Annotated in this window: 9 protein-coding genes; 5 read left to right on the top strand and 4 right to left on the bottom strand. The window is 53.0% G+C overall.

Features of this window, described 5'->3' with window-relative positions; translation table 11 throughout:
* Nucleotides 1-117 precede the first annotated feature (117 nt).
* The 5 genes from ACTJKZ_RS07920 to ACTJKZ_RS07900 all read left to right on the top strand — a co-directional run bounded on the left by ACTJKZ_RS07920 (nt 118) and on the right by ACTJKZ_RS07900 (nt 8,786).
* On the top strand, nt 118-3,789 hold the full coding sequence (locus ACTJKZ_RS07920; protein WP_440829433.1) for a DNA translocase FtsK 4TM domain-containing protein: 3,672 nt from the start codon (nt 118-120) through the stop codon (nt 3,787-3,789).
* Between the two features lie 177 nt (nt 3,790-3,966).
* Nucleotides 3,967-4,578, top strand: a complete 612-nt coding sequence (lolA, locus tag ACTJKZ_RS07915; protein WP_003849334.1) for an outer membrane lipoprotein chaperone LolA — start codon at nt 3,967-3,969, stop codon at nt 4,576-4,578.
* 7 nt (nt 4,579-4,585) lie between these two features.
* Nucleotides 4,586-5,929: a replication-associated recombination protein A gene (locus tag ACTJKZ_RS07910; protein ID WP_440829432.1), complete on the top strand. Its 1,344-nt coding sequence runs from the start codon at nt 4,586-4,588 to the stop codon at nt 5,927-5,929.
* Nucleotides 5,930-6,021: 92 nt separating this feature from the next.
* On the top strand, nt 6,022-7,314 hold the full coding sequence (serS, locus tag ACTJKZ_RS07905) for a serine--tRNA ligase (RefSeq protein ID WP_033732108.1): 1,293 nt from the start codon (nt 6,022-6,024) through the stop codon (nt 7,312-7,314).
* A 320-nt stretch (nt 7,315-7,634) separates the two neighbouring features.
* Nucleotides 7,635-8,786, top strand: coding sequence for an MFS transporter (locus ACTJKZ_RS07900; protein ID WP_260057770.1), 1,152 nt, complete (start codon nt 7,635-7,637; stop codon nt 8,784-8,786).
* A 52-nt stretch (nt 8,787-8,838) separates the two neighbouring features.
* On the opposite strand, the gene pflA is transcribed toward ACTJKZ_RS07900, so the two are convergent.
* From pflA to ycaO, 4 genes are all read right to left on the bottom strand, one after another.
* Nucleotides 8,839-9,579, bottom strand: a complete 741-nt coding sequence (gene pflA, locus ACTJKZ_RS07895) for a pyruvate formate lyase 1-activating protein (RefSeq protein WP_161734226.1) — start codon at nt 9,577-9,579, stop codon at nt 8,839-8,841.
* A 162-nt stretch (nt 9,580-9,741) separates the two neighbouring features.
* Nucleotides 9,742-12,024, bottom strand: coding sequence for a formate C-acetyltransferase (pflB, locus tag ACTJKZ_RS07890; RefSeq protein ID WP_285085978.1), 2,283 nt, complete (start codon nt 12,022-12,024; stop codon nt 9,742-9,744).
* Nucleotides 12,025-12,095: 71 nt separating this feature from the next.
* The gene (gene focA / locus ACTJKZ_RS07885) at nt 12,096-12,956 is read right to left on the bottom strand and encodes a formate transporter FocA (RefSeq protein WP_161734222.1); all 861 of its coding nucleotides are present in this window, start codon (nt 12,954-12,956) and stop codon (nt 12,096-12,098) included.
* 373 nt (nt 12,957-13,329) lie between these two features.
* Nucleotides 13,330-15,093, bottom strand: a complete 1,764-nt coding sequence (ycaO, locus tag ACTJKZ_RS07880) for a 30S ribosomal protein S12 methylthiotransferase accessory factor YcaO (protein WP_161736097.1) — start codon at nt 15,091-15,093, stop codon at nt 13,330-13,332.
* Between the last annotated feature and the right edge of the window lie 112 nt (nt 15,094-15,205).

Here is a 15,205-nt window from a genome sequence, read left to right as displayed (position 1 = left end):
GCGGGGCAGGTGCAAAACCTGTGAGATTTCGGTACACTCCTGTGCATTCATACAGGATCAGCGTCGGGCTTGCCCGACGCTGTTGCTTCTTACTTTACAGGCACCTGGAGAGTCCTCTTGAGCCAGGAATATACAGAAGATAAAGACGTTTCGTTACAATCGCTGAGCAGTGGACGTCGTCTGCTGGAAGCGTTGCTGATTCTGGTGGCGCTGTTTGCTATCTACCTGATGGTTTCACTGGTCAGTTTTAACCCTTCCGATCCGAGCTGGTCGCAAACGGCCTGGCATGAACCTATCCATAATATCGGCGGCAGCGTCGGTGCCTGGCTGGCTGACACCTTACTCTTCATCTTTGGTGTGATGGCGTACGCCATTCCGCCCGTCATCCTGGGTCTGTGCTGGATTGCTTTCCGTCAGCGCGACAGCCAGGACTACTTTGACTACTTTGCCGTCGGGTTACGCTTAATTGGCGTCCTCGCGCTGGTGGTGACGACCTGTGGTATGGCGGCGCTGAACGCCGATGATATCTGGTACTTTGCCTCGGGCGGCGTGATTGGCAGCCTGGTCAGTAATGCTATTGCCCCCTGGTTCAGTCCGGCTGGCGGCACGCTGATGCTGCTCTGCGTCTGGGCAGCGGGGATAACCCTGTATACCGGCTGGTCATGGCTCACCATTGCAGAAAGAATTGGCGGCGTCGTCATGGGCGTGCTGACGTTTGCCAGCAACCGCTCACGTCACGATGAGCCCTGGCAGGAAGAGGATGACGAGCGGGACGCGCAAGATTATGCGGATGTCCCTGCATTGCATGTCGCCGACCAGGATGATGACGTGCTGCTGTCTGCGCCGCGTGCTGCCGATCAGAAAGATGATGTGCTGCTTTCCGCGCCACGCGCTGCCCCTCAGCCTGTGCCGACACAGCCGGATCCGCTACTGGCGAAAGCGGCAGCCGCAACCAGTGCGGCAGTAGCCGCCACTGCGGAAGCTGCAGAAGTGACCATCGCTCCCGCAGCGCCGGTTAACGCGGCACCTGCTGCAGCGGCCTTTACTGCATCGGCGCCTGCCGCATCAGCAGCAATGCCCGCATCGCCAACGGCACAACCTGCTCCAGCATCTGCACAGAGCACCCCTGCATCCTATGGTACAACGATGGCCCCGTCTCCGGCGCAGAATGCTCCTGCACCCGCGGCCTCACCACCGCTTTACCACTTTGAAATGCCAGACGAAGCCCCGGCTGCGCCGTCGTTCAATGCTTACGACGATGACGAACCTAAAATGGGTAACTGGCGTGACACATCAGCGATCCCTGCGGCCGCTACAGCCGCCACTGCCACTGCCGCTGCCGCAACGGCGGCCACACGTACTGCACCTGTTTTTGACCTGGCACCTGAAACCAATCTGAATCCGCAGGTTAAGCAGGGTATCGGACCGGCGCTGCCGCGTCCTAATCCGGTAAAACTGCCTACACGTCGTGAACTGGCCTCTTATGGCATTAAGTTACCTTCTCAGCGCATGGCTGAAGAGAAAGCCAAAGCGGAAGAGAGCGAAACGGCCCCGGTTACGTCGGTTTCCACTGCATCTGATGCAGAAGAGGCACTGCAGCAGGCTGAACTGCGTCAGGCCTTCCAGTCTGAGCAGCAGCAACGTTACGGCACCAGCTGGCAGCAGGACGAACAAGATGAGCAGGATGCGCAGCAGCAGGATGCACTGGCACGTCAGTTCGCCGAGCAGCAACAGCAGCGCTATGAACCTGAAGTGAGAAAAGAGCCGGTATTAAATATTGATACTGCCTCAGCGTTCGATTTTTCACCGATGAAAGATCTGGTGGATGACGGCCCGTCTGAACCGCTGTTTACGATTGCCGCGACGCCGGAGCCGGAAGCACCTGCGGCTTCACACGAACCGTGGCAGCAGGTGAGTGAGGTCTCAAGCCCTCAGGCACCGGCTCAGGTGCCTGCACCTGCCCGTTTTGCACCGGCAGAACCTGCCTATAGTGCGCCAGCGACGCCTGCGGTACCCGCAGAGCCTGTTTATCATGCACCAGAGGCAGCTCAGGTCCCGGCTTATTCTGCACCTGCTTATGGTACGCCAGCAGAGCCTGAAGCGGATTATGCCGCTCCGTCTGCGCCTGTGTATGCTGCACCAACGGCGCCTCAGGCCCCGGCTTATGGCGCGCCGTCTTATAGCGCGCCGTCTTATAGCGCGCCAGCCGCTGAGCCGGTTCAGCCAGTTGAAGAAGCGAAACCTTCACTGCATGACAGCCTGATCCATCCGTTCCTGATGCGCCATGAGCAGCCGCTGGAGAAACCGTCCACGCCACTGCCTTCGCTGGATCTCCTGACGGCGCCACCTGAAGAGGAAGAGCCGGTTGATATGTTCTCGCTGGAGCAGACTGCCCGTCTGGTGGAGTCACGCTTAGGCGATTACCGCGTCAAAGCCGAAGTAGTTGGCATCTCGCCTGGCCCGGTTATCACCCGTTTCGAGCTTGACCTGGCACCGGGTGTGAAGGCCGCACGTATTTCTAACCTGTCGCGCGACCTGGCACGATCACTCTCGACTGTCGCAGTTCGCGTGGTGGAAGTGATCCCTGGCAAACCTTATGTGGGCCTGGAACTGCCAAACAAACATCGTCAGACCGTCTATCTGCGTGAAGTACTGGATTGCCCTAAATTCCGCGACAATCCGTCGCCACTGGCCGTCGTGTTGGGTAAGGACATTGCCGGTCAGCCGGTCGTGGCCGACCTGGCGAAAATGCCACACTTGCTGGTTGCCGGTACTACCGGTTCCGGTAAGTCTGTGGGCGTGAACGCCATGATCATCAGCATGCTCTACAAGGCGACACCGGAAGAAGTTCGCTTCATTATGATCGACCCGAAAATGCTGGAGTTGTCGGTCTACGAAGGCATTCCGCATCTGCTGACCGAAGTTGTCACCGACATGAAGGATGCCGCGAATGCGCTGCGCTGGAGCGTCGGTGAAATGGAGCGACGTTACAAGCTGATGTCGGCGCTGGGCGTTCGTAACCTGGCGGGTTACAACGAAAAAGTGGAGCAAGCCGAAGCGATGGGCCGTCCGATTCCTGATCCGTTCTGGAAACCGGGCGACAGCATGGATATGACCCCGCCGGTTCTGGAGAAACTGCCTTATATCGTGGTGATGGTCGATGAGTTTGCTGACCTGATCATGGCGGTGGGGAAAAAGGTTGAAGAGCTGATTGCGCGCCTGGCACAAAAAGCCCGTGCTGCGGGTATCCATCTGGTGCTGGCAACACAGCGTCCATCCGTAGATGTCATTACTGGCCTGATCAAAGCGAATATCCCGACACGTATCGCCTTTACCGTTTCAAGCAAGATAGACTCACGTACGATTCTCGATCAGGGCGGCGCGGAGTCACTGCTGGGTATGGGTGACATGCTTTACATGCCGCCAAACTCCTCACTGCCAGTTCGTGTTCACGGTGCCTTTGTGCGTGATCAGGAAGTGCATGCGGTGGTTCAGGACTGGAAAGCACGTGGTCGTCCGCAATATATCGACAGTATTACGGCAGGCGAAGAGAGCGAAAGTGCTGGTGGCATCGATAGCGATGAAGAACTCGATCCACTCTTCGATCAGGCTGTCGGCTTTGTGGTCGATAAGCGCCGAGCCTCGATTTCAGGCGTTCAGCGTCAGTTCCGCATCGGCTATAACCGTGCTGCACGTATTATTGAGCAGATGGAAGCGCAGGGTATCGTCTCTGCACCAGGCCACAATGGTAACCGTGAAGTGCTGTCGCCACCGCCTCACGATATGTAGCGGTTAAATGTTTTGAAACACTACTTAATGAGCCAGTTTCGACTGGCTCATTGTTTTTATACGGTTAACCCCCATATCTGGATCAGCTTTCGGCTTTTTCCTCTGTTCTGATGGCGGAACGGCGACCAGGCTTAATGCAGTTATCGATGGGAACGTTTAAATAAGGAATTGAAGCAGATGAAATTACGCGTAATCGCTCTTGGCCTGTTGGCCACTTTTTCTTCAGCCAGCGTTCTGGCTGATGCTTCCAGTGATCTGCAACAGCGCCTGAACAAGGTCAGCAGCTTCCACGCCAGCTTCACGCAAAAAGTGACCGACAGCAGCGGTGCCAATGTGCAGGATGGTGAAGGCGAATTGTGGGTTAAACGTCCCAGCCTGTTTAACTGGCACATGACCGCGCCGGACGAAAGCATCATTATCTCTGACGGTAAATCGCTGTGGTTCTACAATCCATTTGTTGAGCAGGCGACTGTAAGTCTGCTGCAGAATGCGACCAGCAATACGCCGTTTATGCTGATTGCCCGCAACCAGTCGAACGACTGGAAGCAGTACAACATCAAACAGCAGGGTGACAATTTCGAGCTGACACCGAAAAACAGTGATGGCAACCTGAAACAGTTCACCATTCAGGTGACCTCCAGCGGCACCATTAACCGCTTCAGCGCTATCGAACAGGATGGCCAGCGCAGTGATTACCAGCTGAAAAGCCAGCAGAATGGCGCTATCAGCCCGGATAAATTCACGTTCACACCGCCTAAAGGCGTGACGGTGGACGACCAACGTCAGTGAGGTCACGGTGAGTAACCTGTCTCTGGATTTTTCCACCGAAAATTTCAAACCTCTGGCCGCGCGTATGCGGCCAGAAACATTGAAACAGTACATTGGTCAGCAACATCTGCTGGGTGCGGGCAAACCACTGCCGCGCGCGATTGAAGCAGGGCACCTGCACTCGATGATCCTGTGGGGACCACCCGGGACCGGCAAGACGACACTCGCTGAAATCATTGCGCATTATGGTAACGCCGATGTGGAGCGTATCTCAGCTGTCACTTCGGGTGTGAAAGAGATTCGTGAGGCAATTGAGCGTGCCCGCCAGAATAAACATGCCGGGCGGCGCACCATCCTGTTTGTGGATGAGGTCCATCGGTTCAACAAGAGCCAGCAGGATGCTTTTTTGCCGCATATCGAAGATGGCACGATTACCTTTATTGGCGCGACCACCGAAAACCCCTCTTTTGAACTTAACTCCGCGTTGCTCTCCCGCGCCCGCGTCTATCTGCTGAAATCGCTGACTCTGAAAGATATTGAGCAGGTGCTGGATCAGGCGATGCAGGACAAAACACGCGGGTATGGCGACAGTGATATTGTGCTGCCGGACAACACGCGCAGGATGATTGCTGAGCTGGTTAATGGCGATGCACGCCGGGCGCTGAACACGCTGGAGATGATGGCGGATATGGCCGAAATCACCGCCTCGGGTCAGCGTGAACTGACGCCGCAGTTGCTCAACGAAGTCTCGGGTGAGCGATCCGCGCGTTTTGATAACAAAGGCGACCGCTTTTACGATCTGATTTCGGCTCTGCACAAATCTGTGCGCGGTTCGGCACCCGATGCGGCGCTTTACTGGTATGCACGCATTATTACCGCAGGTGGCGATGCGCTCTATGTGGCACGCCGGTTGCTGGCTATCGCCTCAGAAGATGTCGGCAATGCCGACCCACGCGGTATGCAGGTGGCAATTGCGGCCTGGGATTGCTTTACGCGTGTCGGGCCGGCAGAAGGGGAGCGTGCTATTGCGCAGGCAATTGTCTATCTGGCCTGCGCGCCTAAAAGTAATGCGGTCTATAACGCGTTTAAGGCTGCAATGCGTGATGCGCGCGACCATCCCGATTACGATGTACCTGAGCATCTGCGCAATGCGCCGACTAAGCTGATGAAAGAGATGGGCCTGGGCAAAGAGTATCGTTATGCCCATGACGAAACCAACGCTTATGCCGCCGGTGAAGTCTATTTTCCGCAGGAACTGGCCAGCGCACGCTATTACACTCCAACCCAGCGCGGGCTTGAGGGTAAGATTGGTGAAAAGCTAAGCTGGCTCGCTGAGCAGGATCAAAATAGCCCGACAAAACGCTACCGCTGAAACAGACGTTACGGTAATGTGGGCAATGTTTTCAACGCATTCCGCAGGAATGCGTCCCTTCTTTCAACCAACTTTTTATACACAGGATAAGCATGCTCGATCCCAATCTGCTGCGTAACGAGCCAGACGCAGTCGCAGAAAAACTGGCACGCCGGGGATACAAACTGGATGTGGAAACGCTGCGTTCGCTTGAAGAGCGTCGCAAAGTACTGCAGGTGGAAACTGAAAATCTGCAGGCAGAGCGTAATTCCCGATCCAAATCCATCGGTCAGGCCAAAGCACGTGGGGAAGACATCGAGCCGCTGCGTCAGGAAGTGAACGCGCTGGGCGAACGCCTGGATGCCGCAAAAGCAGAACTGGATGAACTGCAGAATCAAATCCGTGACTTTGCGCTGGCGCTGCCGAACATTCCGGCAGATGAAGTGCCGCTGGGCAAAGATGACAGCGAAAACCAGGAAGTGAGCCGCTGGGGTACACCGCGCGAATTCAGCTTCCAGGTTAAAGATCACGTTGAGCTGGGTGAAGCGGCGAAAGGTCTGGATTTTGCGGCTGCCGTGAAACTGACCGGTTCGCGCTTTGTGGTCATGCAGGGGCAGATTGCCCGCCTGCACCGTGCACTGAGTCAGTTTATGATTGACCTGCACACTGAGCAGCATGGCTACCTTGAAACCTACGTGCCTTACCTCGTTAACCACGAAACGCTTTATGGTACCGGACAGCTGCCTAAGTTTGGCGAAGACCTGTTCCATACCCGTCCGCTGGAAGAGCAGTCAGACAGCAGCAACTATGCGTTGATTCCTACCGCGGAAGTGCCGCTGACCAACCTGATGCGCGACGAGATCGTGGAAGAGGATAGCCTGCCGGTTAAACTGACCGCGCATACGCCATGCTTCCGTTCTGAAGCGGGTTCTTACGGTCGTGACACGCGCGGCCTGATCCGTATGCACCAGTTCGACAAAGTTGAAATGGTGCAGATTGTCACTCCGGAACAGTCCATGGATGCGCTGGAAGAGCTGACTGGTCATGCAGAGAAAGTGCTGCAGCTGCTGAATCTGCCGTATCGTAAGGTTTTACTCTGTACCGGCGATATGGGCTTTGGATCGACCAAAACCTACGATCTGGAAGTCTGGCTGCCAGCGCAGAATACCTATCGTGAGATTTCATCCTGTTCCAACATGGGTGATTTCCAGGCGCGTCGTATGCAGGCGCGTTATCGCAACAAACAGGAAAAGAAACCGCGTCTGGTTCATACCCTGAATGGCTCAGGTCTGGCCGTAGGCCGTACTTTGGTCGCGGTGCTGGAGAACTATCAGCAGGAAGATGGCCGCATCACCGTACCTGAAGTTTTACGCCCCTACATGAATGGCGTTGATATCATCGGCTAAGCGATTCACAATCTCTTAAACCCGGCTATGGCCGGGTTTTTTTATGCCTGATTTTTGAAAAAAAGGATTTATTGAGACGGAATTTATTCACAAATAAACGTTATCGATACCAGGTGCGCCGGAACGCTTAAAAAGCTAATTTTTCATAAAGATAGCGTTCAGCAGCGTGCCGCATAATACAATTGTAACCCACTGAAGATTAGTAAATTAAATTGTCCCGCAGCAAAATGTGCTGCTGTCAAATTCGGCCCATTGACTTTAAAAAAGCCAGTGGCAAACTGCGCGCAATTTCCTTCATTTTGCTCTGGTTTTTATCCCCTATGTCAACCTGGTCACGCCCCGTGATATTGCTGCTTTGCGGCCTGATGTTAATGACTGTCGCCATTGCCGTGCTGAATACGCTTGTTCCGCTGTGGCTGACGCATGACTTACTGACAACCTGGCAGGTGGGTATCGTAAGTTCCTCTTATTACACCGGCAATCTGGCAGGTACATTGCTGGCAGGCTGGTTAATCAGGCATTACGGGTTTAATCGCAGTTATTATCTGGCAACAGGACTCTTTGCCGTGGCAACGATTTGCCTGGTAACGATGGAAGGTTTCTGGGCATGGAGTTCGCTTCGTTTTGTCGCGGGCGTAGGCTGTGCACTGATGTGGGTCGTGGTTGAAAGCGCACTTCTCTGTAGCGGAACCGTCCGCAATCGTGGACAGCTACTGGCTGCCTATATGATCGTTTATTATCTCGGCACTGTAACCGGTCAGTTACTGGTCAGCACACTCTCAACAGAATTACTGAGCGTAGTACCCTGGGTCACTTCGCTGGTGTTCTGCGCGGTACTGCCGCTGGTCTTCACACGGGTATCAGCCACCGGTGAAGCGGCTGAAGCGGCACCGGCTCGCATCTGGCCGATGCTTCGTCGCCGCAGTTCACGTCTCGGCATCAATGGGTGCATTATCTCCGGTATCGTTTTAGGCTCGCTTTATGGCCTGATGCCGCTTTACCTGTCGCATCAGGGAATGAGTGATGCCAATGTCGGCTACTGGATGGCGTTACTGGTTAGCGCAGGAATTGTCGGGCAGTGGCCAGTTGGTCGTCTTGCCGATCGTTTCGGCCGCTTGCTGGTGCTGCGGGTGCAGGTCTTTGTCGTTATCCTGGGGGCGATGGCCATGTTAACCAATGCCGCAATGGCGCCAGCGCTGTTTGTTCTGGGACTGGCAGGCTTCACACTCTATCCGGTGGCGATGTCCTGGGCTTGCGAGACAGTCGCACATCATGAACTGGTTGCGATGAATCAGGCGCTGCTGATGAGTTATACCGTTGGCAGTCTGGCTGGACCCGCAATGACCTCTGTTCTGATGCAGAATTATTCTGACCGGCTGCTGTTTGTGATGATCGCCGCAGTGGCGCTGATCTATCTGCTGATGCTGCTGCGTAAAGTGGATCAGCAGGCGACGCCAGTGGCACATGCCTGATCGCTGAACAGTAAAAAGGGAGCGTTAAGCTCCCTTTTTTATGACCGATTATTCAGTACATCACTTCGTGACCGTAGCTGGCGAGAATGTTTTTAACGCGTTCCATCGTCTCTTTCCCCGGTGGTTTCACCCCATCCAGCTTGTACTCTTCACCCATCGCAATCCATTTATGCTTACCCAGCTCGTGATAGGGCAGTAATTCAATCTTCTCGACGTTCTTCATGTCACGTGTGAATTCACCCAGCCGATGCGCGGTGTCATCATCGTCAGAATAGCCAGGTACCACGACAAATCGGATCCAGGTCCGCTTGCCTTTTTTCTGCAGATAGCGGGCAAAATCCAGCGTACGATGATTGGATACACCCACCAGAATCTGATGCACGTCATCATTCATCTGTTTGAGATCGAGCATCACTAAGTCAGTCACGTCGAGCAGTTCGTCGATCACTGGATCGTAGCGGCGTACGAAACCGTTGGTGTCGAGACAGGTATGGATGCCTTCGGCCTTGCAGGCGCGGAACCAGTCACGCACAAATTCAGCCTGAAGAATCGCTTCACCCCCTGACGCAGTAACACCGCCACCAGACGCATTCATAAAGTGGCGATAGGAGAGCACATCCGCCATCAGCGCCTCGACGCTGATCTCTTTTCCGCCGTGAGTATCCCAGGTGTCACGGTTGTGACAGTAGAGACAGCGCATCAGGCAGCCCTGGAAGAAGGTGATGAAACGGATGCCGGGACCGTCGACGGTCCCGCAGGATTCAAATGAGTGGATACGACCGTTAACTGACATTGCGATGTTTCTCCAGTGAGTCTGCCGGGACAGACGGCGCAATCTCTGTTGCGCTCAGGGCAGGAAATCGATTCTGAGAGGAACCTTGATGAAGATGACCATCAGAACAGACTTTTAAGGAAAAGGCTCCGCGAGGAGCCTTTTTATCGGGTTTAGCCGTGATTACAGTGACTGTGTGAAGGTACGGGTAATCACATCCTGCTGCTGCTCTTTAGTCAATGAGTTAAAGCGTACAGCGTAACCAGAAACGCGAATTGTCAGCTGCGGATACTTCTCCGGATGCTCCATCGCGTCCAGCAGCATTTCACGGTTCATGACGTTGACGTTAAGGTGCTGGCCGCCTTCGATGCTGGCTTCGTGATGGAAGTAACCATCCATCAGACCGGCAAGGTTGGTTTTGCGCACATTATCATCTTTACCCAACGCGTTTGGCACGATTGAGAAGGTATAGGAGATACCATCTTTCGCATAGGCAAACGGCAGTTTAGCGACAGAAGTCAGTGAAGCCACAGCACCTTTCTGGTCACGACCATGCATCGGGTTAGCACCGGGTCCAAACGGTGCGCCAGCGCGACGTCCATCCGGCGTGTTACCGGTTTTCTTACCATACACCACGTTCGAAGTGATAGTCAGGACAGACTGCGTCGGCACGGCATTGCGATAGGTAGTCAGCTGTTGAATTTTCTTCATGAAGCGTTCAACCAGATCGCAGGCCAGGTCATCAACGCGGGCATCGTTGTTACCGAACTGTGGATATTCACCTTCGATATCGAAGTCGATCGCCAGACCATCTTCGTCACGAATTGGTTTCACTTTGGCGTATTTAATTGCTGAAAGTGAATCCGCAGCAACAGAAAGACCGGCGATACCACAGGCCATGGTGCGATAGACATCCCGGTCATGCAGGGCCATCAGTGCCGCTTCATAGCTGTACTTATCATGCATGTAATGGATGATGTTCAGCGAAGTCACATACTGCTTCGCCAGCCAGTCCATGAAGTGATCCATACGCTCCATGACGGTGTCGAAATCCAGCACGTCGTCGCTGATTTTGTCGCCTTTCGGTCCAACCTGCATTTTCAGTTTTTCATCCACGCCGCCGTTGATTGCGTAAAGCAGCGTTTTCGCCAGGTTGGCACGTGCGCCAAAGAACTGCATTTGTTTGCCGACAATCATCGGGCTCACGCAGCAGGCGATGGCATAGTCGTCATTGTTGAAATCAGGACGCATGAGGTCATCGTTCTCATACTGCAAAGATGAGGTATCGATAGAGACTTTAGCGGCGTATTTCTTGAAATTAATGGGCAGTTTTTCTGACCACAGAATGGTCATGTTTGGCTCAGGTGAAGGACCCATGGTGTAAAGGGTATTCAGGAAGCGGAAAGTGCTTTTGGATACCAGTGTACGACCATCAACGCCCATACCTGCCAGTGATTCGGTTGCCCAGATTGGGTCACCAGAGAACAGCTCATCATATTCTGGGGTACGCAGGAAGCGAACCATGCGCAGTTTCATGACCAGATGGTCAATCAGTTCCTGAGCCTGTTCTTCCGTCAGCTTACCGGCTTTAAGATCACGCTCAATGTAAACATCCAGGAAGGTTGAGACGCGGCCAAAGGACATGGCAGCACCGTTTTGTGATTTAACGGCAGCCAGGTAACCATAGTAAGTCCACTGCACAGCTTCCATCGCGTTGGTGGCCGGACCGGAAATGTCATGACCATATTTTGCGGCCATCTCTTTGATCTGGGCCAGCGCATGATGCTGATCGGAGATCTCTTCACGCAGACGAATGGTCGCCTCGAGATTCACACCGTTCTCTAAATCTTCCTGCAGTGATGCGAACTGAGAGAATTTATCCGCCATCAGGAAATCGATGCCGTACAACGCCACACGACGATAGTCACCGATAATACGACCACGACCATAAGCATCAGGAAGACCGGTCAGAATACCTGATTTGCGGCAGCGCAGAATGTCCGGGGTATAAACATCGAAGACACCCTGGTTGTGTGTTTTGCGGTATTCGGTGAAGATTTTTTTCAGAGAAGGGTCGAGTTCACGGCCATACACTTTGCATGAACCTTCGACCATTTTGATGCCGCCATAAGGAATGATGGCGCGTTTTAATGGTGCTTCAGTCTGCAGACCAACAATTTTTTCCAGAGACTTATTAATGTAGCCCGCGTCGTGCGAGGTAATTGTGGAGGCGAGATCGGTGTCGAAGTCGACTGGCGCGTGGGTGCGGTTCTCAATTTTGATGCCTTCCAGCACGCTTTCCCACAGCCTGGTGGTTGCTTCAGTGGCGCCCGCCAGGAATGACTCATCACCTTCATAGGGGGTGTAGTTTTTCTGAATGAAGTCGCGCACATTGACGCTGTTCTGCCATTCGCCTTCAGCAAATCCTTCCCATGCTGAAGCCAGTTTTGCATTAAGTTCGGTCATAATATACCTGCCTTATATGAAGAGACTTTACGGTCGGGCACAGTCAACGTCCTGTGCCGTCAAAAATGCGTTTAATGTACCTGGTCACCTTTGCGGAGATAGATAACCCAGTAAGTCAGCCCAACCAAAACGCCACCGCCGATGATGTTACCGATCGTTACGGGAATCAGATTATGGAGAATAAAGTTACTGACGGTCAGCGAATGAAACTGTGCAGCCGTGGTGCCAGCAGCCTGCCAGAACTCAGGTGTTGCGAAGTCGCGGATAGTAATGGCATAGGGAATGAGAAACATGTTAGCGATGCTGTGTTCGAAACCGCTGGCGACAAACATCCCAACAGGCAGAATCATCACGACCAGCTTATCGGTCAGGCTGCGACCGGAATAGCTCATCCAGACGGCGAGGCAGACCAGCAGATTAGCTAATGTACCCAGACAGACTGCTTCTATAAAGGTGTGATGCATCTTGTGATCGGCGGTTTCCAGGACATTCAACCCCCATGCACCATTCGCAACCATATGCTGTCCGGCAAACCACATCAGGGCGACAAAGAAGAGTGCACCGGCCAGGTTACCGGCGTAGACGTTAATCCAGTTGCGGGCCAGCTGACCCCAGCTGATGCGACCACTGGCTTTAGCCACGACGATTAGTACCGTCGAGGTAAAAAGGTCGGCACCACACACCACGACCAGCATCAAACCGAGAGAGAAGCAGATACCGCCAATCAGTTTGGCTATACCATAAGGCATCGCGCCACTGCCGGTAGTCGCTGTAATATAAAAAACGAATGCGATTGAGATGAATACGCCAGCGTTTATGGCCAGAAAGAAGGTAGTAAAGGGATGTTTGGTTGCTTTATAGATACCGGCGTCTTCGGCCACTTTCGCCATTGCGGCGGGTAATAAAAGATTAAAAGGGTTGTCAGTTTTCACACTAACTTACTCCTGAAGTTGTCTGAAAAAATACTAACAAAGGAGTATAGGTCAGTAATTGATGTGGATCATGTTTGACGAAATGGTAGCCAGGCTATCGTGTTTAAATGGAAAAATAATTGCGTAACTTACTGAAAATAAAGTATTAAATAAATTTTAAAAATACAAATATATTTTAATGACAGGCGATTGCGCGCGTTTTTAATTCAAGCGGTGTTATAAATTAATATCTTATATGTTAAGTAAAATAATGGAATGTGGCGGAAGGTATTTTTATTACAGCTAATGTTTCATTGAGATAGAGGAAAATTATGGCACCAGATAAATCCAGTGCCATGTTGAGCTATCTGTTTCCAGCGTCAGGCGTTATGCCTTACGCTTTTTTCCAGTAATGACGTTTGGCAGCTTGCAGTTTTTCGTATGCAGCAAGCAGGGATTGATGAGCCGGAAATGCCTGCAACTCTTCATCCACAGCCTGAAGCCCATTAAACGGATTCTCACCACTGATAGCGGCGGAAGCCGCTTCCATTGCGTTCTCACCATACATACGCAGGAAGGCGTGATGATATTGCAGCGGATCGCGCTCATCTTCCATTGCCAGTAACAGCAGGGTCTGCAGGCAACGATAGTAATTAGCCCGCTCTGGCGTAAAGATTGAGCTGTTAAACTCCATTGTCCATTCTGTCCAGATCAATGCCTGATCCAGATCGCCGCCCGCCAGCGCCAGCATCGCTTTTAGTTCGCCAATACGCAGCGTGTACCAGCCGTTGTCTTTACCGGTTGCCAGACCCAGCAGCTCGCGAACACGGGTGAAGTCGTCAAAACCTTCATCATCCAGCTGTCCAATCAGATCCAGATACTCTTCCGGATTCCAGTTGCTGTCAGGCAGGGCAAGCAGGGTTGCACGGATGCCAGCACCCATGCTGTTATTCGCCAGGAACAAATCTTCCGCCGGGTAGATATCAGACATGCCAGGTACGATAATGCGGCAGGCATAAACACCCAGGTGCTCGTAGTCAGCGATATAGACTTCCTGATCTTCTGAAGCGAAGATCGCCATCAGCGTAGCAAATTCCTGCTCGGTGCTGCCTGCGAAAGACCAGTCGACAAAGGGATAATCCGCCGTCTCTTTAAACAGATCCCAGGAGATAAGACCGCTTGAATCGATGAAGTGTGTTTCGAGGTTGGCATGTTCAGCCACTTCTTCGTCATCAAAGGTCGGTGGTGTAAACACATCCAGATCTTTGAGGCTGCGACCCTGCAGCAACTCGGTGACGGTACGCTCCAGCGCCACACCGAAATCAGGATGCGCACCAAATGAGGCAAAGCAGGTGCCGTTGGTCGGGTTAAACAGTACCACACAAATAACCGGATATTTGCCACCCAGCGAGGCGTCATAAGCGAAAATCGGGAAGCCTTCTGCTTCAAGGCGCGCAATCGCTTCAATGACGTCAGGATAGCGCTGCATCACCTCATCAGGAATCGCTGGCAGGCTGATTGCTTCCGCAATAATGCGGTTTTTAATGTAGCGCTCAAACACTTCTGAAAGCCCCTGAACACGGGCTTCATTTGCGGTGTTACCTGCAGACATGCCATTTGAAACATAGAGGTTGCCGATAATGTTCATCGGAATATAGACAGTGTGCTGATCGGACTGGCGGGTAAAGGGCAGAGCGCATATACCACGCTCAGCATTGCCGGATTGCAAATCAATGAGGCCGGAAGCCGTCAGAGCATTGTCGGCATCGTAAAACGCGTGCAGGCGCGCATCCAGAATGCCTTCAGGTAAGGAATCATCCTCTGGTAACGCAAACCATTTTTCATTGGGATAGTGAACAAAATCACCGTCAGCGATCTTTTTCCCCAGCCAGAAGTCAGCAAAAAAATAGTTAGTAGAGAGACGCTCGAAATACTCACCCAGTGCAGAGGCCAGTGCCGCTTTTTTACTGGCGCCTTTACCATTGGTAAAACAGAGCGGGCAATCGCGGTCGCGGATATGTACTGACCAGACGTGGGGGACAGGATTCAGCCAGGAGGCTTCTTCAATGTTAAAGCCAAGATCCTGCAGCTTGTTCTGGAAACGCGCGATGGAGTCTTCCAGTGCGGCATCTTTGCCCGGGATAAATGTTTGCGTCATAGTGCCGCTCTCTCTGTTGTCATAGGGTGCGTAAAGCGCGCCATGATACGGATTTTGCTAACTGACCGCTATCAGGGCGGGACATTTTTACTGGCTTAGTTTACCGACGTAG

The sequence above is a fragment of the Pantoea sp. 22096 genome (assembly GCF_052045955.1).
Classification (GTDB): Bacteria; Pseudomonadota; Gammaproteobacteria; order Enterobacterales; family Enterobacteriaceae; genus Pantoea; species Pantoea alfalfae.
Note: the sequence above shows the minus strand (reverse complement) of the source record. Positions and strands in the feature narration are given on the sequence as shown.

Coding starts and splice junctions, on each gene's coding strand:
- ACTJKZ_RS07900 (WP_260057770.1), top strand. CDS start 7,635: ATGTCAACCTGGTCACGCCCCGTGATATTGCTGCTTTGCGGCCTGATG.
- serS (WP_033732108.1), top strand. CDS start 6,022: ATGCTCGATCCCAATCTGCTGCGTAACGAGCCAGACGCAGTCGCAGAA.
- ycaO (WP_161736097.1), bottom strand. CDS start 15,093: ATGACGCAAACATTTATCCCGGGCAAAGATGCCGCACTGGAAGACTCC.
- pflA (WP_161734226.1), bottom strand. CDS start 9,579: ATGTCAGTTAACGGTCGTATCCACTCATTTGAATCCTGCGGGACCGTC.
- lolA (WP_003849334.1), top strand. CDS start 3,967: ATGAAATTACGCGTAATCGCTCTTGGCCTGTTGGCCACTTTTTCTTCA.
- pflB (WP_285085978.1), bottom strand. CDS start 12,024: ATGACCGAACTTAATGCAAAACTGGCTTCAGCATGGGAAGGATTTGCT.